Source organism: Marinobacter sp. MBR-99, from assembly GCF_040547575.1.
Classification (GTDB): Bacteria; Pseudomonadota; Gammaproteobacteria; order Pseudomonadales; family Oleiphilaceae; genus Marinobacter.
Genome location: NZ_JBEPPY010000010.1, coordinates 16,270 through 37,720, shown reverse-complemented (window position 1 = coordinate 37,720; position 21,451 = coordinate 16,270). Strand labels below are relative to the sequence as shown.

Here is a 21,451-nt window from a genome sequence, read left to right as displayed (position 1 = left end):
ACGGGCGGCGCCTGATGGGTTGCCGCCCGGCTTGATAGTCAGCTGACTCGGGCTACCGCCACTTCAGTCAGCAACTCCAAGGCCTTCCGGTGCTCAGACTTCGGCAGGCAGGTGAGCAGGTCGCAGGCGATCTGTGCCTGCTCCTTCGCCTTGGCCATGGTGTATTCGATGGCGCCGGAGGCTTTGACGATCTCCAATACCTTCGGCAGGTTGTCCAGCCCGCCTTTGCGGATGGCCTGACGAATCAGTTGTCGCTCTTCATCGCTGCCGTTGGCCATGGCATAAATCAGGGGCAGGGTGGTTTTCCCTTCGGCCAGGTCGTCGCCCACGTTTTTGCCCATGGCTTCGGCATCGCCCAGATAATCGAGAACGTCGTCCACCAGCTGGAACGCCAGGCCTAGATGCTTGCCATAGTCTTTCAGTGCAACTTCTTGCTTGTCATCGGCGCCTGCCAGCAGCGCGCCGGTGTGGGAGGAGGCTTCGAACAGCATGGCAGTCTTGTTATGGATGACCACCATGTACTGCTCTTCGGTAAGATCCGGATTTTTTACATTCATCAGCTGCATCACTTCGCCTTCGGCAATCACCGCCGTGGCGTGGGACAGAACGTTCATGATTGGCAGGCTTTCCAGCTCCACCATCATCTCGAAGGCCCGGGCGTAGAGGAAATCACCTACCAGGACACTGGGAGCATTGCCCCATTTTGCGTTGGCGGTGCTGCGGCCCCGACGCATGTCAGAGGTATCGACCACATCGTCGTGAAGCAGGGTGGCGGTGTGCAGGAATTCGATGACGGCAGCCAGTTTCAGGTGTTCGCTTTCGCTGTATCCTGCAGCCCGACTGGATAGTAGCACCAGAAGCGGCCTCAGGCGCTTGCCGCCGCTTTCAATGATGTATTGAGCGATCTTCTCAACCATCGGGACGTCAGAGGCAAGCCGCTGGATTATCAGATCATTGACGCGGCTGAAGTCTTCCGCCACGGTATCGTGGATGCGCTGGGCTGTCATCGGGCTGGTACGTCCCTTGCTGGTGTTTTCGTTGAGTTTTCGGGCAGGACGCGGCAATGCTAGGTATTGCTGCTTACAGTGTCAACTTGCCCGGGAATCTCGCTTGTATTGCCCGGCGGCTTTTCGTACAATCACGCGCCCAACTCATCCCAACCTGCGCTCCCTGCAATAGGGTCGCCAGAGCGCTTCCCTTAGAACCAGGTGGATAAGAGCAGGGATGGGTCAATCGCGGAGACTATGAATGTACGCAGTTATTGTTAGCGGTGGTAAGCAGCACCGTGTAAAAGAAGGCGAAACTCTGAAGCTGGAAAAGCTGGAAGTTGAAACCGGCGGCTCTGTTGAGTTCGATCGTGTTCTTCTGGTTGCCAACGGCGACGACGTAAAAGTTGGCGCTCCGGTAGTTGACGGTGCCAAGGTGACCGCTGAGGTGGTTAGCCACGGTCGTCACGACAAGATCAACATCATCAAGTTCCGTCGTCGTAAGCACCACATGAAGCGTCAGGGCCACCGTCAGTGGTTTACTGAAGTCAAGATCACGGGTATCCAGGGCTAAGCCCTCGAATAACCCCTTAATGAAGGAGGCTGGTAATGGCTCATAAAAAGGCAGCAGGTAGTACCCGTAACGGTCGCGATTCCGAGTCGAAACGACTTGGTGTCAAGCGCTACGGCGGTGAGACTGTCACTGCAGGCAGCATCATCATTCGTCAGCGTGGCACCCGTTTCCACGCCGGCAGCAACGTAGGCATTGGCAAGGACCACACCCTGTTCGCGAAAGCGGAAGGTCAGGTGAAGTTCGAGACCAAAGGCCCACAGAACCGCAAGTTCGTGAGCATCGTTCCGGCTGCGTAAGCAGCGGCGATCCGGTTCTGTCGAACCTTGGGTGAGCCTGATATGCTGATCTGATCAGCCCTCAGGTGAATCCGGAGCCCCGCAAAGCTTCCATGAGGCTGCGGGGCTTTTTAGTTTATGCAAAGGCATCAGGCGTATGAAATTTGTAGACGAAGCCACCATCATCGTTGAAGCCGGTAAAGGCGGCCACGGCTGTCTGAGTTTTCGGCGGGAAAAGTATGTACCCAAGGGTGGTCCCGACGGCGGTGACGGTGGGGATGGCGGCTCTGTCTACCTGGAAGCAGACAGCGCTCTGAACACGCTGATTGACTACCGCTTCCAGCGTAAACACAAGGCCCAGAATGGTGAGCCGGGTGCAGGCCGTAATTGCACCGGTAACAAGGGCGAAGATCTCGTGCTGCCCGTTCCAGTGGGCACGACCGTAGTCGATATGGATACCCACGAAGTGCTGGGCGACCTCACCAAAGAGGGGCAGCGCCTGAAGGTGGCCCAGGGCGGATTTCATGGTCTGGGGAACACCCGTTTCAAGTCGTCGGTTAACCGGGCGCCACGCCAGACCAGCAAAGGTTCTGAAGGTGAGACCCGGAATTTGCGCCTGGAGCTGAAAGTCCTGGCGGATGTCGGTTTGCTGGGTATGCCCAATGCCGGCAAATCCACCTTCATTCGTTCAGTATCGGCGGCAAAGCCCAAGGTGGCTGACTACCCCTTTACCACTCTGGTACCAAATCTTGGTGTGGTCAGTGTTCAGGCTCACCAGAGCTTTGTCATTGCCGACATTCCCGGGTTGATCGAAGGCGCCGCAGAGGGTGCGGGCCTGGGCATTCGCTTCCTGAAACACCTGGTGCGTACCCGCTTGTTGCTGCACCTGGTGGATGTGGCGCCGTACGATGGCTCCTCACCTGTGGAGGCGGTCCGTGCCATTGCCCACGAGCTGGAAAAGTTCAGCGAAACCCTGGCCAGCCGGCCCCGGTGGCTGGTACTGAACAAGGTTGACATGGTGGCGGAAGAAGATCGCGATGCCCATTGCCAGGCCATTGTGGATGAGCTGGGCTGGGAAGGCCCGGTTTTCCGCATTTCGGCGCTGAGTGGTGAGGGTACCAAGCCGCTGGTTCAGGCGGTGATGCGCTGGATTGAAGAGCAGGCCGAGCAGGAGGCTGAAAATCCGGAAGTCGCCGAGCAAGAAGCCGCCCGCCGTCGAAGGATGGATGAAGAAGCGCGCGCCAGAATAGAGGCGGACCGACAGGCTCGCCGGGCTGCCCGAGAAGCCGATGACGACGATGACTTTGACGACGATGATTACGACGTCGAAGTCGTCTACGCCCCAGAGTAAACCGAAACACCAAGGAACAGAATCGCAATCATGAGTGAACGCCTCCAGCTCCGAAAGGCCCGTCGTCTGGTTATCAAAATTGGTAGCGCCTTGCTCACTGATGATGGCAAAGGGCTGGATGTTGCGGCTCTCGGGTTGTGGGTAGACCAGATCGCTGAGCTGATTGCCGAAGGCGTCGAAGTCGTGGTGGTGTCCTCAGGTTCGGTGGCTGAAGGCATGAGTCGTCTGGGTTGGAATGCACGCCCACAGCATCTGCACGAACTGCAGGCTGCTGCTGCCGTCGGCCAGATGGGCCTGGTGCAAACCTGGGAGGCTCAGTTCAAGCGCCATGATATCCATACTGCCCAGATCCTGCTTACTCACGATGACCTTTCCGATCGCAAGCGTTACCTGAATGGTCGCAGCACGCTGCGCACGCTTCTGGATTACGGTGTGGTGCCTATCGTAAATGAAAACGACACGGTGGTGACCGACGAGATTCGATTTGGCGACAACGACACCCTGGGTGCGCTGGTGGCCAACCTGATCGAAGCCGATGGTCTGATCATCCTTACAGACCAGTTGGGGTTGTTTAACAAGGACCCCCGCAAGCATCAGGATGCAGAACTGGTTACCGAACGCAAAGCCGAAGACCGGGATCTCGACGCCATGGCGGGTGGCGGCGCCGGGGCGCTGGGCCGCGGAGGTATGCTGACGAAGCTGCGGGCAGCCCGCCTCGCAGCCCGTTCAGGAGCCTTTACCGTGATTGTCGGCGGTCGTATCGAGCATGCGATTTCCCGTCTGCGGCAGGGTGATGTGATTGGCACGTTATTGCTTCCAGAGCAGGGTAGAATGGCGGCTCGCAAACAGTGGATTGCCAGCCATCTGCAAACCCGGGGTAAGTTGACGCTGGATGATGGTGCGGTAAAGGTGTTGCGCCAGGGCGGTCGCAGTTTGTTGCCGGTAGGCGTGAAGGCAATTGCCGGCCAGTTCCGGCGGGGCGAGATGGTGTCATGCGTTGACCTGAATGGTCGGGAAATTGCCCGCGGGCTTGTTAACTACGATGCGGACGAAGCAAGGGCTATTGCCGGCCGCTCAAGTGATCGCATTGCCGATGTGCTGGGTTATGTCTCCGACGAAGAGATGATTCATCGGGATAATCTGGTTGTGGTCTGATTGGTTCGTATAACGGGTAAAATTCAGGCACAAAAAAACCGGCACGAAGCCGGTTTTTTATGAGCTCAAGAATCAGGCCGCTTTCAGGGCCTTGATCTTGGCGTTCAGGCGGCTCTTATGGCGAGCAACCTTGTTCTTGGCGAAGATGCCTTTGTTGACCATGCTGTCCAGAATCGGCTGAGCCGTTTTCAGGGCCGCCTGGGCACCTTCGTAGTCGCCAGCTTTGATCTGAGCGTCTACTTTCTTCATGTAAGTACGCGCCATGGAACGCAGGCTGGCGTTGTGCTTGCGGTTTTTCTCGTTCTGACGAGCGCGCTTCTTGGCTTGCGGGGAATTTGCCACCGTAAAACTCCTGAAATTCGTTGCTGTAACTACTGAATATGTTTACATCGCAGGCGCGCCAAAACCAGCGCGTCGGAATAAATGACGCGGAACTATGCCGCTGAAAGCCCCAAATGTCAAGGCCGGCGCCGCAGTAATCCCCGTGTTGTAAAGCCCTGTGGTACACTCCCGCATCGTTGCATGGGGCCAGCGCTGGCTGAGGCTGGCACCCTGTGGATTACCGAAACGCCATTCCGGCCTGAACCCTGGATTTCTGGACGCTCAAAACCATGTCTTCGGAACCCCGACCGACGGAACCGCCGTTGTCTGACAAAACACCGCCCAAGGCGCCCGGGTTGCTGCGCTCATCGGGGGTTGTTGGTGTTATGACCATGCTGTCCCGGGTTCTGGGGTTGGTTCGGGATATGGTGATTGCCCGCTATTTTGGCGCCGGAACCGCAGCGGACGCTTTTTTCGTGGCGTTCAAGATTCCCAACTTCCTGCGCCGCCTGTTTGCCGAAGGTGCATTTTCGCAGGCCTTTGTGCCGGTGCTGTCGTCCTATCGGGAAAATCGTGACATCTCCGAAGTAAAACGCCTGGTGGATGCGGTGTCCGGTTCTCTTGGCCTGGTCCTGCTGGCGGTGACGCTGGTTGCCATGCTGGGGGCGCCGGTGCTGACCACCATCTTTGCCCCGGGTTTTCTCGGTGATGACGTCAAGTTTGCCCTCGCCAGCGATATGCTGCGCATCACGTTTCCCTATTTGCTTCTGATCTCTCTCACCGCGTTTGCCGGCGGTATCCTGAACAGTTATGACCGGTTTGCCATTCCCGCGTTCACCCCGGTATTGTTGAATCTCGCCATGATTGGGGCGGCGATCTTCCTGGCTCCCCTGATGGATGAGCCGGTGATGGCGCTCGCCTGGGGCGTGTTTATTGCCGGCGCCTTGCAGCTGTTTTTCCAGTTGCCGTTTCTGATGCGCCTTGGGCTGCTGCCCAGGCCGCGGGTGGACTACAGGCACGAAGGGGTTAGCCGGATTCTCAAGCTGATGGCTCCGGCGTTATTTGGTGTGTCGGTCAGTCAGATCAACCTGTTGCTGGACACCGTGTTGGCGTCGTTCCTGCAAACCGGCAGCGTATCCTGGCTGTATTACTCTGACCGCCTGGCGGAGTTGCCGCTGGGGGTGTTCGGTATTGCTATTGCCACGGTGATTCTGCCCAGCCTGTCCCGCAAACACGCGGCCGCCTCGAAAGACCAGTTCGCCGCCACCCTGGATTGGGCTGTGCGAGCGGTGTTGTTGATTGGTGTGCCGGCAGCGCTGGCGCTGGCGCTGCTGGCAGAACCGCTGATTGCCACCCTGTTCCACTACGGTGAGGTGACCGACCGTGACGTAGCCATGTCGGCCCAGAGTCTTCGGGCTTATTCCGCTGGCTTGCTGGCGTTTATGTTGATCAAGGTGCTGGCTCCCGGCTTTTTCTCCCGGGAAGACACCAAAACCCCGGTGAAAATTGGCGTGATTGCCATGGTGGCCAATATGGCCTTCAACCTGGCGTTGATTGTACCCCTGGCTCACGCTGGCCTGGCGCTGGCAACGTCGATGTCTGCCTGGCTAAACGGCTACTTGCTCTGGCGTGGATTGCGTAAAGAAGGCGTATGGAAAAGCCAGCCGGGTTGGCCCAGGTTCCTGATGCAGTTGTTGGTGGCCAATGCCGCCCTGGCGGCGGTCGTGTTCTGGTTCAATGCCCCGGTGGCAGACTGGCTTGCTGCCAGCGGTTTGCAGCGGGCCACGGATATGGGGGGTTTGGTTGTTGCCGGGGTGGCGGCGTACTTCTTGGCTTTGGCCCTGGTAGGCGTGCGGGTTCGCCAGTTCCGCCAGAAGTAAGCAGCCTCAAGATTTCTACCGCACCCCTGCATGGGGTATAATCGCGCGTTTTCTCACCAGCGCCTTGCCTTGGGTATGGGCGCCAAAAAGCCAGTTGGCAAGTTAAGGTTCGCAGTACATGCGTCTGATTCGAGGCCTGACCAATCTTAAGCGCCTGTCCGGGCAAGCGGATTCGCCGCTCGCCGATGGCTGTGTGGCGACCATCGGCAATTTTGATGGCGTGCACTTGGGCCACAAAACCATTATTGATCAGGTGAAGCAAAAAGCCGCTGAGCTGGATGTGCCCTCTGTGGTGATGATTTTTGAGCCCCAGCCCCGGGAGTTTTTCCAGGGTGCTGACGCGCCACCACGACTCATGCCGTTCCGCCAGAAATTTGAGGCGTTGTTGGCCGAGGGCGTGGATGTGGTGCTGTGCATCCGTTTCGACGAGCGATTCCGCAGCTATTCTGCGATGGGCTTTGTGGAAGATGTGCTGATCCAGGGCCTGGCGGTGCGCCATCTTGTGGTGGGTGATGACTTCCGTTTTGGCTGCGACCGGGCCGGGGACTTCAGATTGCTGGAGCAGGTGGGCCAGGAGCATGATTTTACCGTCGAAAATACCCGCACTGTGACGGTAGACGGCGAGCGGGTAAGCAGTACCCGCGTGCGCAATGCCCTGAATGTGAACGGCCTTGAGGAAGCGGAACGGCTGCTCGGGCACCCTTACCGCATCCATGGGCGGATTGTGTACGGGCGCCAGTTGGGCCGGCAGATCGGTGCCCCCACAGCTAACATCCTGCTGCATAAGATGCCGGCGCTGCGTGGTGTGTACGTGGTGCGGGCCCGGCTTGAAACCGGTGAATGGCGCGATGGCGTGGCCAATATCGGCCTGCGGCCCACGGTAGACGGCAAGCGGCCATCACTGGAAGTGCACCTGTTCGACTTTGCTGGCACACTTTATGGCCAGCATTTGGAAGTGGTGTTCCGCCATGGCCTGCGGGACGAAGTGAAATTCGACTCTGTTGACGAACTGAGGCAACAGATCGCCCGGGATTTTGAGCATGCCCGGGCCTGGCTGGCGAATAACCCCGCCACGCCGGAAACCTGATTCAACTGACCAACTAAAGAGTACGCACACAAACATGAGCGACTACAAGCATACCCTGAATCTGCCGGAAACCGCGTTTCCCATGCGCGGTAACCTGGCCAATCGCGAGCCGGAGATGCTCAAGCGGTGGCAGGACCTGAACGTCTACGGCAACCTGCGCAAGCAGCGTGAAGGCCGGGAAAAGTTCATCCTGCACGATGGCCCTCCCTACGCCAACGGCAGCATTCACATCGGGCATGCGGTCAACAAGATTCTGAAAGACATGATCGTGAAATCCCGCAGCTTCATGGGCTATGACGCACCCTACGTGCCCGGTTGGGATTGCCACGGCCTGCCCATTGAACACAAGGTGGAGCAGGAAATCGGCAAAGCCGGCGTGAAGGTGGATTACAAAACCTTCCGCCAGGCCTGTCGCGATTACGCTATCAAGCAGGTTGAAGGCCAGAAAGCCGATTTTATTCGCCTGGGTGTGATGGGCGAGTGGGACAAGCCCTACCTGACCATGGACCCGAAAGTGGAAGCGGGCATTGTCCGGGCACTGGGCAAGATCGTGGCCAAGGGGCACCTGGTGCGTGGATTCAAGCCGGTATACTGGAGTGTGGTTGGTCAGTCCGCACTGGCAGAAGCCGAAGTTGAATACCAGGACAAAACCTCTACCCAGATCGACGTGCGCTTCACCGCCGTGGATCAGGACGCTGTATTGAAAGCCTTCGGCACCAGCGATGGCCAGGGCGATGTGTCGGTTGTGATCTGGACCACCACCCCATGGACTATCCCGGCCAACCAGGCGGTGTCCATCGGCGCGGATCTGGAATACGCCCTGGTGCAGTTGGACGCCGGCAACGGCCCGGAGCGCCTGATTCTGGCCACCGATATGGTGCAGGGCATCATGGCTCGCTGGGGGGTGGAAGATTATCAGGTGCTGGCCAATGTGGTCGGTTCAGCGCTGGAAAACCAGCTATTGCACCATCCGGTGTATGACAAACAGGTTCCGGTGCTGCTGGGCGACCATGTCTCCCTGGATGCCGGTACCGGCGCAGTCCACACCGCACCAGACCACGGTATGGAAGACTTTGAAGTAGGCAGGGCCTACGGCATTGGCACCATCAACCTGGTGAAAGCTGACGGTACCTACACCGAAGCGGCTGGCGAGTTTGCCGGCGTGCACGTATACAAGGCCGACGAGCCGGTATGCAGCGCCCTTGAGCGTGAAGGTAAGCTGGTGCGCTCGGAGAAATTCCGCCACAGCTACCCGCACTGCTGGCGGACCAAAACCCCGCTGATCTATCGGGCCACGCCCCAATGGTTCATCAGCATGGACAAGCTCAACCTGCGCGCCGATGCTCTGGAAGCCATCAAGGGCATCCGCTGGGTGCCATCGTGGGGCCAGAATCGTATCGAGGCCATGTTCGAGCAGAGCCCGGACTGGTGTATCTCCCGTCAGCGCACCTGGGGTGTACCGATCACCTTGTTTATCCACAAGGAGACCCAGGAACTGCATCCGAACACCCAGGAACTGATCGAGAAGGTAGCCCAAGCGGTGGAAGCCGGCGGCATCGATGCCTGGTACGACATTGACCAGAAGGAACTGCTGGGCGCAGACGCCGACCAGTACGAAAAAGTAATGGATACCCTGGATGTCTGGTTTGATTCCGGTGTCACCCACGACTCTGTTCTGAGAGTGCGGGAGGAACTGGGCCAGTTCCCGGCCGATCTGTACCTGGAAGGCTCCGACCAGCACCGAGGCTGGTTCCAGTCGTCCCTGAAAACCTCCATCGCCATGAATGGCGTGGCCCCGTACAAGCAGGTGCTGACCCACGGCTTCACCGTGGACGCCAAGGGCTACAAGATGTCCAAGTCCATGGGTAACGTCATCGCACCACAGGAAGTGATGAATGAGCTGGGTGCGGACATTCTGCGCTTGTGGGTTTCCGCCACCGACTACAGCGGCGAGATGAGCGTCTCCAAGGACATCCTGCGCCAGACGGCAGACGGCTACCGCCGTATCCGTAACACCGCCCGCTTCCTGCTGAGCAACCTGACCGGGTTTGATCCGGAGCAGCACACGGTGGCGCCGGAAGACATGATCGCCCTGGACCGCTGGATGGTGGACCGTGCCCTGCAGCTGCAGAAGGAGCTGCACGAAGACTACGGCAACTACGCCTTCCTGCGGATTTACCAGAAGGTATACAACTTCTGTGAATCCACCCTGGGCGGTTTCTACCTGGACATCATCAAAGACCGTCAGTACACCACCCAGGCTGACAGTCTGGCGCGGCGTTCCTGCCAGACGGCGCTCTATCATGTAGCCGAAGCCCTGGTGCGCTGGATTGCCCCGATCCTGAGCTTCACCGCCGATGAAATCTGGCAGCACCTGCCTGGCAAGCGTGGCGACACCGTGTTCTACGAAACCTGGTACGAAGGCCTGACGGCATTGCCGGAAGACTTCGAGCTGGGCCGCGACTACTGGCGTGAAATCTACGCGGTGAAAGAAGCCGTCAACAAGTGCCTGGAAGAAGCCCGTGCCCGTGGCGAAATCAAAGGCTCTTTGAGTGCGGAAGTGACTCTTTACTGCGAAGGTGGCCTGGCCGAGCGACTGAACTATCTTGGTGAAGAGCTGCGCTTTGTGCTGATTACCTCTGAAGCCACCGTTAAGCCGGTGAGCGAAGCAGCCGGCGCAGAGCAAACCAACGTGGAAGGCCTGCTGGTGAAAGTGACCCCCGCCGCCCACGCCAAGTGCGAGCGCTGCTGGCACCACCGTGAAGACGTGGGCCAGAACGAGCAGTACAGTGATCTGTGCGGCCGTTGCGTCACCAACGTGGAAGGCCCGGGCGAAACCCGTGCTTACGCCTGATGGATGCGGTCATGACTGAAAGCACAGGCAGCAAACTGAAATGGCTGTGGCTGGCGGTGCTGGTCATCGCCATCGACCTGGGCACCAAAGCCATAGCCACGGCTATGCTGACCTATGGCAACCCGGTACCGGTGCTGCCCAGTTTCAACCTGACGTTACTGCACAACACTGGCGCGGCATTCAGCTTCCTGGCCGATGCCGCCGGCTGGCAGCGCTGGTTCTTCGTGACCCTGGCGGTTGTGGTCAGTGTGGTGCTGGTGGGCTGGCTGAGAAAACTCAAAGCCCATGAAACCTGGACCGCCATCGCCATCGTACTCATTCTCGGTGGTGCCATCGGCAACGTGTACGACCGGGTGGTGCATGGTTACGTGGTGGACTTCCTGCATTTCTACTGGCAGGACTGGCATTTCCCGGCCTTCAACCTGGCCGACACCGCCATCACCATCGGTGCCGCCATGATGATACTCGACGCATTCCGCAAACCCGCTGACGACAGCGGGGATGCCAACCGGAGCAACTGATTCCCATGAAAGAACTGCCCATCGACAAGGGGACCCGCGTAAAACTCCATTTCGCCCTCAAATTCGAAGACGGCGAAACCGTGGACTCCACCTTTGATAAAGAACCGGCCACCCTGGAAATCGGCGACGAAAACCTGCCGGAAAATTTCGAAGCTTACCTGATGGGCCTGAAAGCCGGCGACCACAAAACCTTCGAAGTACCGCCGGAAAAAGCCTTCGGTCAGCACAACCCCAGCAACGTACAAACCTTCAAACGCCACGAATTCAGCGCCGACATGGTGCTGGAACCCGGTGTGGTGGTGTCTTTCGCCGATGCCCGTCAGCAGGAGTTGCCTGGTGTGATCAAGCGGGTAGAAGGTGATCAGGTGGATGTGGACTTTAATCACCCGCTGGCAGGGCATACACTGAGCTTTGAAGTAAAGATCATTGATGTGGAGCCGGCTGGCCCGACGCATTGACTTGATCGGCTAACCATGAATTAGCGGGATGCGAGGTAGGTTCTTCCGGGACTGTCTGCAGCAGGGATGCTGCAGTCAAGCGTACAGGGACGTATTCACAGCGTGTCCCGGAAGAGCCTACCTCGTAGCACGCGGGCGACAATCTCTAAGGGCAATGTTATGCAAATCCGACTCGCTAACCCCCGTGGCTTCTGTGCCGGCGTAGACCGCGCCATAGAAATCGTAAACCGCGCCCTCGACGTATTCGGCGCCCCCATCTACGTACGCCACGAAGTCGTCCACAACAAATTCGTCGTCGACAACCTCCGCAACCGCGGGGCGATCTTTGTCGACGAACTGCACGAAGTGCCAGACGACAAACTGGTCATCTTCAGCGCCCACGGCGTGTCCCAGGCCGTACAGAACGAAGCCGCCCGCCGTGGCCTGAAGGTCTTCGACGCCACCTGCCCACTGGTCACCAAAGTCCACATGGAAGTCATGCGCTACAGCCGCGACGGCCGCGAGTGCATCCTCATCGGCCACCATGGCCACCCGGAAGTGGAAGGCACCATGGGCCAGTACGACCACAGTAACGGCGGCGACATCTACCTGGTAGAAGACGAAGCGGACGTACAAAAGCTGGAAGTGAAAGACCCCAGCCGCCTCGCCTACGTCACCCAGACCACCCTCTCCATGGACGACACCGCCCGGGTGATCGACGCCCTGCGCGCCAAATTCCCGGAAATCGAAGGCCCCCGCAAAGACGACATCTGCTACGCCACCCAGAACCGTCAGGATGCCGTCAAACAACTGGCCGGCGACTGCGACCTGATGCTGGTTGTCGGTTCCCCCAACAGCTCCAACTCCAACCGCCTGCGGGAGCTGGCCGAACGTATGGGTACCCCCGCGTACTTGATTGATGAAGCTGCCCAGATTGATCCCCAATGGCTGGAAGGTAAGCAGGCCATCGGTGTGACGGCGGGTGCTTCTGCCCCGGAAGTGCTGGTGGCGGATGTGATCAGCCGGCTTAAAGATCTGGGCGGGGAAGAGCCTCAGGAAGTGGCGGGCAGGGAGGAGAATATCGTGTTCTCTATGCCTAAGGAGCTACGGATTGATGCGATTAATGTCTAGGTGGCGGCGCTAGGAGTAGCTCCCCTGATACTCATTTAACAGATCCTCGATCTCCTTGCTCAATAGTAGAATTTTGTGCGCGTTTTCACGTTTTTCGCCAATCCTGTCCGTTTACTCCAGCCAAGAAACCGTTCGTCGAGCACCTGTTCGGCTGATCGACGGTGTCAATATACTATCAGTGATGAAACAAACAATAGAGGCTTAAGGCATGAGGCCAAAGCATTCCGGGTTCACTTTGATCGAGCTTATGATTGTCGTCGCATTAATCGCAATCATCGCGACTGTCGCAGTTCCTGGTTTTCGATCATTAATTGAATCCAGTCGTCTCACTTCAACCACAAACAATGTGATCGGGCTGCTCAACTACGCCCGAGCAGAAGCCGTGCGTCGTGGCGAGCCCGTAGCGTTGAGGGCTATGAATGGAGACCTTCAGCAGGGGCTCGAAGTGCTGTTGGAGCGAGATTTACCTGATGCTAATGCCGACATACTTCGGGCAGCTGAAGCAATGCCCGGTTCAGTAACACTAACGATCACGAATGGTGTAATGCCGGTGTTTCGGGGTAATGGTGAAAAGAAGGGTGGTAACCCGACAGAGTTCCGAATTTGTCCTGGTAATGGCAAGCCGGGAGTGGACATCGTAATCAATCGGGGCGGCCAGGCAAACCGAGCGCAAACTGAGCCTGCGTGTACCTGACAACTCTGACGAAGGCACTCGTTCGCATCACACGAGGTTGGTAAATATGACATCGAAACAAACCGGTTTGACCATGATCGAAGTGATGGTCGCGCTGTTGGTCCTGGCCATTGGTCTATTGGGCGTGGCCGGAATGCAAACAGTCTCAATGCAGCAGACGCAGGGCGCGGATCAGCGCTCTATCGCAGTGTTGCACGTTCAGACCATGGCAGACGAAGTGCGCTCCAACCGAGGTCTGCCATCGAGTGCTGATAGAGCCACTTGGGAAGCGTCAGTCAAGAAGGATCTTGGTGAGGAAGCGACAGCAGAGGTTACGTCTGTGAACGCAAACCAGGATGCAAGGATCATCGTTACCTGGGAGTCCCGGCAGACTGTTTGGGATAGTGCTGAAGAAAGCGAAGATACTGGAAGCTCGATGCACAAAAACTCGTTTTCACTATTGGTGAGGTATGCGCCATGATCCTTCTTGACTTGCAGTTCAAACATCAGAAGGGCTTGTCGATAATCGAACTGATGATCGCCCTACTGCTGGGTTCGCTTTTAACGGTGGGCTTGGTCCAGATATTCACATCGAATAGTCAGGCTTTCCGGATGTCGGAGGCGGTGTCTCGTACCCAGGAGTATGGGCGGATAGCGTCAGACATGCTTGCCAGAGAGGCTCGTAACGCAGGTTATTTTGGCTGCAACTCTGACAACTTCGTCAGTAACCTTGATATTGATGAAAACGATGACGATTGGGATGCGTTTAGTTGGGATATGTCAACGTCCGTCAGTTCTGAAAGCACTCGGCGTCCGGCTAATGCTGTCAATGGCACGGATTTTATTTATTTCAACGGCCTGGATGGTGGTGGCCTAGAAATAGTTGCATCAGCCCCGCCGACCGCCGCTTCCACGAAGGTCGCGAGTCGCGATGGTGCAGACCCGGCCGCCTTTTTGGATTCGGGGGATATCATAGCCATCACAGATTGCCAGGGTACTGACATTGTTCAGATTTCGAATATCAACACCCAAAGTGGCAACTTGGAGGTGACGTTGGTTACGAACTCGGGTTCTGGCTCTCCCGGTAATGACTTCAGCAACAACGTTTGTTCCAACACGGGAAATCAAGGGGCAGGAAATAATTGCTTGTCCAATGACTACGGTGAAGGTGCGCAGATCTTGAAGCCTTTCGAACGAACTTACTTTATTGGTGAAAGCACTACCACTGGTGGTCGGGCCCTGATGATGCAAGAGCGTCAGAATGGAGTATCCAGAACTTTCGAAATGGTGGAAGGCGTAGAAGATTTGCAGGTTCGGTATGGTCTGTCCGGTGACAGGGATTCACCTGTCAATCGATGGCTGGATGCGGAGAATGTGAGTGATTCTGATTGGGGTAGTGTTCGAGCTGTCCGGGTCAGTCTATTGGTTCGGGGTGGGCCTGATAATCTCTACGATGACAGCGCTTCGGTATGCTTTCCTGCCTGGGCGGATTGTTCCGGCGGGAACAATTACGCAGCTCAGGATAAGCGGATGTACAGGGTTTATTCCTTTACATCGAATGTACGTAACAAGTCGAGTTAACGGGGGCAGCAATGATAAGCAGACAAAGGGGCTCTGCCCTTCTGATGTCGCTGGTAATTCTCTTGGTTTTGTCATTGTTGGCTACGTCCTCAATGCAGAACTCGGTTATGCAGGAGCGAATGTCAAACTCTGCCAGAGAGGGTGTTATTGCTTTGGAGGCTGCGGAAGCAGCGCTCAGGGGAATTGAGAAAGATCTGGATGGCTTGACTTCTTTGGCGGGATTCGGCGCAAACACCGCTGGCTGGTTTGACACGGGCGAGGCGCCACCCGCGCTATCGGCGAGTACTTGGGGTACCGGCAAGATCGCTGAGGCTCCGGAGGTTGATGGGTTAACGCCAGAATATTTTATTGAGTACCGTGGGCCGGTAAAGCTGAAACAGGATCAAAGTGGTGGCGCAGACGGGCGAACAGTGCGCAATTTGAATTTTGAGGGGTCTGGCGGTCTGGGTGGTAGTGGTGGCGTAGCTGGTCCTGGTCAGGCAGACGTTATGGGTAGCGCAGAATCGATGCGAATTGTGGTGATGGCGAAAGGTCCCTCGGATGAGAGCCGTAAAGTCATTGAAAGTTTTTACTTTATCAGCGCCAAGAACGTTGGCACTGAAGATTGAGGGTGCGAGCTATGTTCAAACAACTTAAGTTGAAAATATTTGCCCTCGGTATGGCTTTGGTTCTACCAGCTGCGGGTTGGGGAGAAGTCAATTTTGCTCAGAAACCGCTGGCGGCCGGTGGCGGCGTAGACCCTAACCTGTTGTTTGTGCTCGACGATTCAGGTTCCATGCGATGGGGGTTTATGCCTGATAGCTTGATGGGGGGGCGCAATTTAGGGAACTGCAACACCGTTGTCACCTACGGCTCTGATACGCTTTGTGCTCTAAACGTAGGTTCAAGGCCATACCTTCTAAGTCCGACTTTTAATAAGGTCTACTACGACCCTGATGTTACGTATGCTCCGCCTTTGGCGGCAGATGGATCGGCGATGCCAAATGCCAACTTTTATTCAGCGCCAATTAATGGGTATGCGAGCGGCTCTACGACCGTAAACCTGGATACAAACTACAGAGCGATCATGGATGATTACTACTATTACGGGCGTTGGAATGGCCGAAATTATTTCGGTTTTACCGTCAGCCCCTTTGCGAATGCCACCAGAGCGTTTTATTACCGCTGGAGAAGCAATTGTGGTGATGCCACGAATGTAAGTTGCTATGACCAGGTCAGTATCAATGATAATGCCGGTAGAACAAACTTTGCCAACTGGTTCTCTTATTACCGTAGCCGGGAAATGGCGGCAAAAGCTGGGATAGGGACGGTCTTTGCGAATCCGGATCTTAGTTCAGATTTTCGCCTCGGCTGGGGCTTGATTAACCAGGGGCGGAATACCGTTGATGATGCAACCAATGTTCGGGCCATAACCAACGGCGTACGTCCCTATGACTCTGTCCGTACAAATTTCATTAATTGGCTCTACGGGGTAAATTCTACAGGTGCAACACCTTTGCAGAGGGCGCTAGAGGGTGCAGGCCAGTATTATGAGAAGAGCGAGCGTGCGTGGCTTGATGATCCCGGTAAGTCCAAAAGCTCGGTGAATCCAGCCAGGGAGTGTCGTATTTCGGCAACGATGCTGATGACGGATGGTTATTATAATGTCGGGAGCAGTTATGACCCTGATCTAACCGTCAATGCTGATAATGTCGATGGCCCGGAGATTACTAATAGTGCGGGTGACAGTGGTCAATATAAGGCGGTTCCCCCCTTCAGTGACAGCGTGACGAGCCGAGTAACCCTCGCTGATATCGCAGCCCATTACTGGAAGCGCGACTTGCGCCCGGATATTGATAACTTTGTCCCTACGATCGATGAGGTTAGAGGGGGCTCTGATGCCAGATCGACTATAGGAAACCCTGCTTTTTGGCAGCACATGATGACATACGGTATCGGTTTTGGCGTTGAGGGAACCGTATCTAGAGACGATGCCGTTTCAGCGGTTTTAAACGGTACCAGTGTTGATTGGTGGGGTGGGGACACGGATGAAAACAAGATTAATGACCTTCTTCATGCTTCCATGAATGGTCGTGGTGATTTCTTTAGTGCGGGTGACCCTGAAACATTCAGGACTCAACTGGAAGGTTTGTTAGACCAATTTCTTGGTAATGCAGGTTCGGCTACTGGGGTCGACTTCAACGTCGCGTCAATCGAAGCAGATAACGCGCTTGTATTCTCGAGTTACTTCGAACCGAATGGCTGGACAGGGGACCTTGAAGCGGCCACGCTCAAAGCTGGGTCGGATGGCCGCCCGGAAGCGGTAGTGGGTGAAGACAATGAAGGGTGGTCCGCGCGAGCCAAGTTGAACTCTGCTGTCCCTGATGACAGGAATATTCTTACATTTGATGGCAGTCGTGGGCAGCCCTTCCGCTGGACGTCTCTGTCCAACGCCCAGAAGAATGATTTGAATACCGGAACACCATCACTCGGAGAAAAGCGTCTTGAGTTCATTCGGGGTAAAAAACGCGCAACTTTCGAGGCTGAGAACGAGGGAGATGGAAAGTACTTCCGTCAGCGGCAGCATTTGCTGGGCACCATTGTTAACTCGACCCCTCGCTTCGTAGGTGTGCCAGATTCAAACTGGCCGAACAGCAGCGATTTCGGGGATGGTAAGTATACAACCTTCGTCAACTCTAACCTCGACCGAACTGCAGTTGTATACGTGGGTGCTAATGACGGGATGCTGCATGGCTTCCGGGCGACGCCAAACGATGAGGGCGGTGGTGAGGAAGTTCTGGCCTATGTCCCTTCTTTCATATCGTCAACTGCAGAAGAGGAAGGGCTACATTACCTCACAAAGCCCGGGTTTTCTCACCGTTTCTATGTCGATTTGAACCTTGAGGTGGTCGATGTTTATTCGCGAGGTAGAAGAGCCAACGGCAACGTTGAGAACCAGAGAGAATGGAGGACGGTCCTCGTAGGGGGAAGTCGTGCTGGTGCTAAAGGGATTTTCGCCCTAGATGTCACAAACCCTGAAGAGTTTGGTGAGGACAATGCAGGCGCACAGGTCCTCTGGGAATTTACTCACGAGAAGCTTGGCTACCTGGTAGAGCCGCCTGAGATTGCACAAATGGAATGGCCGGATGGCAACATTCGTTGGACTGTTTTCGTGCCGTCTGGATACAACTCGGGTTCCACAGGGTTTTTCATGTTAGATCTTGAGGGAGGCTTGGATGGAAGCTGGGATAGTAGTGACTACATGTATTTTGAATTTAAGTCCGGTGGCACAGGGCTGTCCCCGTTAACGTTGATTGACAACGTCAACGAAGATCATCTTGTTGATCGGGTTTATGCGGGTGACCTTGATGGGAATATGTGGGTTGCGGTTAATAATGAGGGGACCATGGAATCAGCTTATACCCAAGCTGGTTTTAATAGTCCCTATTTCAAGGCGGATCAGCCTATAACATCGGCTCCGGCCGTTGCCTTGTCAATGGATACCGGCAAGGATCCTGATTTGATGATCCTTTTTGGTACCGGTAAGTATCTGGAGACCGGTGACCACTCCAACAAAGATGATCAGTACTTCTACGCTGTGCATGAAACTTCGGACGCTGGAGCTCTTCCCCTTACAATTAATGATTTGGTGGACATGCCGGTAACCGAGCAGGGCGGTACCATTGATGGGGTTAGCCGTACAATTCGGGTAGCGTCGGAAAACCGTGTTGACTATGAGCTCAAGCGTGGCTGGTATTCTAAATTGCCTAGCAGTGGCGAGAGGGTGGTTAACTATCCGGTTATTCGTGGTGAATATGTGTATGTAAATACACTGATTCCAGGCGAAAATCCGTGTCTGGGCGGCGGCGACGGCTGGGTTATGGGCTATGAGATTCTTCGTGCCGAAAACACAACTCCAGGTTTTGCTGCATTTGAAAACAGTACCGAAAATGCGAGTGGGTTCAAAGTAAGTACGCCTCCATCGCAGCTATCGGTCTGGGGCAATCTCCTGGCATTTAATAGCAGTTCTGGTGGAGCCCAGTTTGTTGGCTTGCCTGAGCTAATCATAGGGCTGGGTCGCAAGGGCTGGCGGGAGATAACTGAGTGAGGGTCAATGGTTTGAAATACCGTAGACAAAGTGGCGGGTTCACGTTAATCGAGTTGATGATCGTTGTTGCTATCGTCGGGATACTCGCAGCAATAGCGTACCCGTCGTATCGTAACAATGTGATGGCTACTCATAGAACCAATGCCCAGGCAGACATGATGAAATTGGCACAATGGATGGAGAGAAAGTATCTTCAGCAGAACTATGATTACAGGGACAGCGGCAATCCGCCAACGTTGCCCCAGACAAGATCTCCAGAGTCAGGAACCAAAATGTATGATCTGTCTTTGGCGAGTGTAGATAAAAACTCTTTTACCTTGCAGGCTGTGCCAGCGGGGGCTCAGTCAAACGACAAGTGTGGCACGCTCACGCTGGAGCATTCGGGTAGAAAGGAAGCCAAGAAAGGAGGCACAGTAGTTGCCGACTGTTGGTAGTGGGCTGGCTACCCCTGTCACATACATGTGACAGGGGTGCCGTTAGCTTTCTCTGGAATGCCATCTCCATCTGAGTCGCGGGCTAGTCTTATACTGCCGCCCTTTCTTACGACGATGTGGGCGGCCTTCATTGGATTCCCATCGTCGGGACACCATGTAATGTTTCCGAGGTCGCTATAGATCATACCGTTAGGCTTATATTGAAAGTAGCTTCTACTCAATGATGCTACTTTAAGATAGCCGAGCTTGGGTGGTGGTAGGACCCTGATGACCTGCTCCGAACTGGCTACTCGCCGTAAATTGCCCGGATCTTTAAAAAGGGTTAAAGGTTGAGACCAGTCTCGGCTGCAGTTGTCATCCTGATCTAGCGGACACAGCGTAACAAGGGTACCGTTAATAACAGATTCCTGTCGCCCTAACGCCATGAATCCGAGCGTGTCATTGATGACTGCTCTTCGCTGTGAATCGTCGACCAGTCCCTTTAGTGATGGTAAGCCTGCGGACGCCACTATCGCTATAACGGTGAGGCAAATCATCAACTCAGTTAAGTTTACGCCTGATTGTTTCTGTCTCCTGATCATCCTTGATGCTCCTGTAGGTTTCCATCCTGAAAACCATCACGCTATAGTCTTTTGTAACATCGTGTAAATTGGCAATGTCGAATTGATCTGTAAGAAATTTCTCACTCCATCCCCAACTTCTTCAACCGATACCGCAACGCCCGAAAACTGATCCCCAGCCTCTTAGCCGCCGCCGTCTTGTTCCACCGGGTTGCTTCCAGCGCCTTCTCAATCGCCTGCCGCTCGATATTCTCCAGGAAGCACTCAAGGTCTATCTCCCCCTCAGGCACAGGAGCAGGAGCCTCTGGTGCGCCGGTGTCAGAGCTGCGCTCTGATACCGGGGTTCCGGGGATAGCGCCACCACCCAGATGCAAATCAGCCGCATCAATAAAGTCTTCATCACACAGCGTAAACGCCCGCTCCAGAATATTTTCCAGTTCCCGCACATTGCCTGGGAAATCATATCCCTGCAGGCGTTCGATAGCTCCTGGCGTTAGTTTGGCGGGGTCGCATTCGTACTCTCGGGCGATGCGCTGCAGAATATGGTCGGCCAGCAGGGAAATGTCTTCCGCCCGCTCGCGCAGAGGCGGTACCGCCAGTTCAATCACGTTAATGCGGTAGAACAGGTCCTGACGGAAGCTGCCTTCCTGCACCAGTTCAGGCAGGTTTTTGTGGGTGGCGCTGAGTACGCGGATATCTACTGGCACTTCCTTGGTGTCGCCCACGGGTCGCACAGCTTTTTCCTGAATGGCGCGCAGCAGCTTTACCTGCATGGCCAGAGGCAGGTCGGCGACTTCGTCCAGGAACAGGGTGCCGCCGTCGGCGCTTCGGAACAGGCCATCCTTGTTTTCGACCGCACCGGTAAAGCTGCCTTTCTTGTGGCCGAAGAATTCGCTTTCCATCAGTTCCGAAGGAATGGCGCCGCAGTTCACGGCAATGAAAGGGCCATCGGCCCTTGGGCCCTGCATGTGGATCATGCGGGCGACCAGTTCTTTTCCGCTGCCGGACTCGCCGCTGATAAACACCGGCGCCTGGCTGCGGGCCAGTTTTCGGGTCTGGTTCCGCAGCTTGCGGATTTGTGGAGACTCACCGAGCAGAAGCCCCGGCTCGTCGGTTTCGGCAGTGTCGTGGTTTCTGGGTTCACTCAGCTTCAGGGCACTGTTCACCAGCTCCCTCAAGCGGGGCAGTTCCACGGGTTTTGAGACAAAGTCGAAAGCGCCGGCTTTCAGGGATTCGATAGCCGTGTCCATGTTGCCGTAAGCGGTGATCACGGCCACCGGCGTGCAGGGGGCGTGCTGCTGAATCCAGTGCACCAGGTCTATGCCATTGCCATCGGGCAGGTTCATGTCGGTGAGGCACAGCTGGGGCTTGTGTTGTTCAAGCAAGGCCCGGGCTGTAGTCAGGTCCGGTGCGGTGTAGGTGGTAATCCCCATGCGGTTGAGGGTGATTTCCAGTAAGTCCCGGATATCCGGTTCGTCGTCAACAATCAGCGCTGTTTGGTGTGTCATTATTGGTATTCGGTTCCCTGTTGAATTTCAAACGCC

At 55.9% G+C, this 21,451-nt stretch carries 20 protein-coding genes; 16 read left to right on the top strand and 4 right to left on the bottom strand.

All coding sequences use genetic code 11. The features are described 5' to 3' along the window. Nucleotides 1-38: 38 nt before the first annotated feature. Nucleotides 39-1,007 (bottom strand): octaprenyl diphosphate synthase, encoded by a 969-nt coding sequence (gene ispB / locus ABIE59_RS10285; protein WP_354446630.1) that lies wholly within the window; start codon nucleotides 1,005-1,007, stop codon nucleotides 39-41. A gap of 241 nt (nucleotides 1,008-1,248) precedes the next feature. On the opposite strand from ispB, the gene rplU reads away from it, so the two are divergent. From rplU to proB, 4 genes are all read left to right on the top strand, one after another. Continuing rightward, nucleotides 1,249-1,560, top strand: a complete 312-nt coding sequence (gene rplU, locus ABIE59_RS10280) for a 50S ribosomal protein L21 (protein WP_061332366.1) — start codon at nucleotides 1,249-1,251, stop codon at nucleotides 1,558-1,560. Between the two features lie 35 nt (nucleotides 1,561-1,595). Next, nucleotides 1,596-1,856, top strand: a complete 261-nt coding sequence (rpmA, locus tag ABIE59_RS10275; RefSeq protein ID WP_022987754.1) for a 50S ribosomal protein L27 — start codon at nucleotides 1,596-1,598, stop codon at nucleotides 1,854-1,856. Nucleotides 1,857-1,992: 136 nt separating this feature from the next. Next, on the top strand, nucleotides 1,993-3,186 hold the full coding sequence (gene cgtA, locus ABIE59_RS10270) for an Obg family GTPase CgtA (RefSeq protein ID WP_354446627.1): 1,194 nt from the start codon (nucleotides 1,993-1,995) through the stop codon (nucleotides 3,184-3,186). 30 nt (nucleotides 3,187-3,216) lie between these two features. Further along, nucleotides 3,217-4,341, top strand: coding sequence for a glutamate 5-kinase (gene proB, locus ABIE59_RS10265; RefSeq protein ID WP_354446625.1), 1,125 nt, complete (start codon nucleotides 3,217-3,219; stop codon nucleotides 4,339-4,341). A 72-nt stretch (nucleotides 4,342-4,413) separates the two neighbouring features. Here proB and rpsT read toward each other — a convergent pair whose 3' ends face one another. Further along, nucleotides 4,414-4,683, bottom strand: a complete 270-nt coding sequence (gene rpsT, locus ABIE59_RS10260; protein WP_072678304.1) for a 30S ribosomal protein S20 — start codon at nucleotides 4,681-4,683, stop codon at nucleotides 4,414-4,416. A 269-nt stretch (nucleotides 4,684-4,952) separates the two neighbouring features. On the opposite strand from rpsT, the gene murJ reads away from it, so the two are divergent. The 12 genes from murJ (at nucleotide 4,953) to ABIE59_RS10200 (ending at nucleotide 19,347) form a co-directional block, all read left to right on the top strand. Continuing rightward, entirely contained in the window at nucleotides 4,953-6,542 is a 1,590-nt protein-coding gene (gene murJ, locus ABIE59_RS10255; protein ID WP_354446622.1) for a murein biosynthesis integral membrane protein MurJ, read from the top strand. 118 nt (nucleotides 6,543-6,660) lie between these two features. After that, entirely contained in the window at nucleotides 6,661-7,629 is a 969-nt protein-coding gene (ribF, locus tag ABIE59_RS10250; RefSeq protein WP_354446620.1) for a bifunctional riboflavin kinase/FAD synthetase, read from the top strand. Nucleotides 7,630-7,663: 34 nt separating this feature from the next. After that, nucleotides 7,664-10,483 (top strand): isoleucine--tRNA ligase, encoded by a 2,820-nt coding sequence (gene ileS, locus ABIE59_RS10245; RefSeq protein ID WP_354446618.1) that lies wholly within the window; start codon nucleotides 7,664-7,666, stop codon nucleotides 10,481-10,483. Then, on the top strand, nucleotides 10,483-11,004 hold the full coding sequence (lspA, locus tag ABIE59_RS10240; protein ID WP_354446616.1) for a signal peptidase II: 522 nt from the start codon (nucleotides 10,483-10,485) through the stop codon (nucleotides 11,002-11,004). The genes ileS and lspA overlap by 1 nt, the downstream gene beginning before the upstream one ends. A gap of 5 nt (nucleotides 11,005-11,009) precedes the next feature. Continuing rightward, nucleotides 11,010-11,462, top strand: a complete 453-nt coding sequence (gene fkpB / locus ABIE59_RS10235) for an FKBP-type peptidyl-prolyl cis-trans isomerase (RefSeq protein WP_354446614.1) — start codon at nucleotides 11,010-11,012, stop codon at nucleotides 11,460-11,462. Nucleotides 11,463-11,621: 159 nt separating this feature from the next. Beyond that, nucleotides 11,622-12,572, top strand: a complete 951-nt coding sequence (gene ispH, locus ABIE59_RS10230) for a 4-hydroxy-3-methylbut-2-enyl diphosphate reductase (RefSeq protein ID WP_354446612.1) — start codon at nucleotides 11,622-11,624, stop codon at nucleotides 12,570-12,572. Nucleotides 12,573-12,780: 208 nt separating this feature from the next. Further along, nucleotides 12,781-13,266 (top strand): GspH/FimT family pseudopilin, encoded by a 486-nt coding sequence (locus ABIE59_RS10225; RefSeq protein WP_354446610.1) that lies wholly within the window; start codon nucleotides 12,781-12,783, stop codon nucleotides 13,264-13,266. Nucleotides 13,267-13,312: 46 nt separating this feature from the next. Further along, nucleotides 13,313-13,726, top strand: a complete 414-nt coding sequence (gene pilV, locus ABIE59_RS10220) for a type IV pilus modification protein PilV (RefSeq protein WP_354446608.1) — start codon at nucleotides 13,313-13,315, stop codon at nucleotides 13,724-13,726. After that, the gene (locus ABIE59_RS10215; protein WP_354446606.1) at nucleotides 13,723-14,826 is read left to right on the top strand and encodes a PilW family protein; all 1,104 of its coding nucleotides are present in this window, start codon (nucleotides 13,723-13,725) and stop codon (nucleotides 14,824-14,826) included. The genes pilV and ABIE59_RS10215 overlap by 4 nt, the downstream gene beginning before the upstream one ends. Nucleotides 14,827-14,837: 11 nt before the next feature. Further along, nucleotides 14,838-15,434, top strand: coding sequence for a PilX N-terminal domain-containing pilus assembly protein (locus ABIE59_RS10210; protein ID WP_354446604.1), 597 nt, complete (start codon nucleotides 14,838-14,840; stop codon nucleotides 15,432-15,434). A gap of 11 nt (nucleotides 15,435-15,445) precedes the next feature. Continuing rightward, nucleotides 15,446-18,913 carry a pilus assembly protein gene (locus ABIE59_RS10205; protein WP_354446602.1) on the top strand — a complete coding sequence of 1,156 codons (3,468 nt, stop codon included), beginning with the start codon at nucleotides 15,446-15,448 and terminating at the stop codon, nucleotides 18,911-18,913. Continuing rightward, a complete protein-coding gene (locus tag ABIE59_RS10200; protein WP_286253894.1) occupies nucleotides 18,910-19,347 on the top strand; it encodes a type IV pilin protein in 438 nt (145 codons plus the stop codon). Before ABIE59_RS10205 ends, ABIE59_RS10200 begins: the two co-directional genes overlap by 4 nt. Nucleotides 19,348-19,364: 17 nt before the next feature. On the opposite strand, the gene ABIE59_RS10195 is transcribed toward ABIE59_RS10200, so the two are convergent. After that, nucleotides 19,365-19,928, bottom strand: coding sequence for a GspH/FimT family pseudopilin (locus tag ABIE59_RS10195; protein WP_354446601.1), 564 nt, complete (start codon nucleotides 19,926-19,928; stop codon nucleotides 19,365-19,367). 101 nt (nucleotides 19,929-20,029) lie between these two features. Next, nucleotides 20,030-21,415, bottom strand: coding sequence for a sigma-54-dependent transcriptional regulator (locus tag ABIE59_RS10190; RefSeq protein WP_354446599.1), 1,386 nt, complete (start codon nucleotides 21,413-21,415; stop codon nucleotides 20,030-20,032). Nucleotides 21,416-21,451 lie beyond the last annotated feature (36 nt).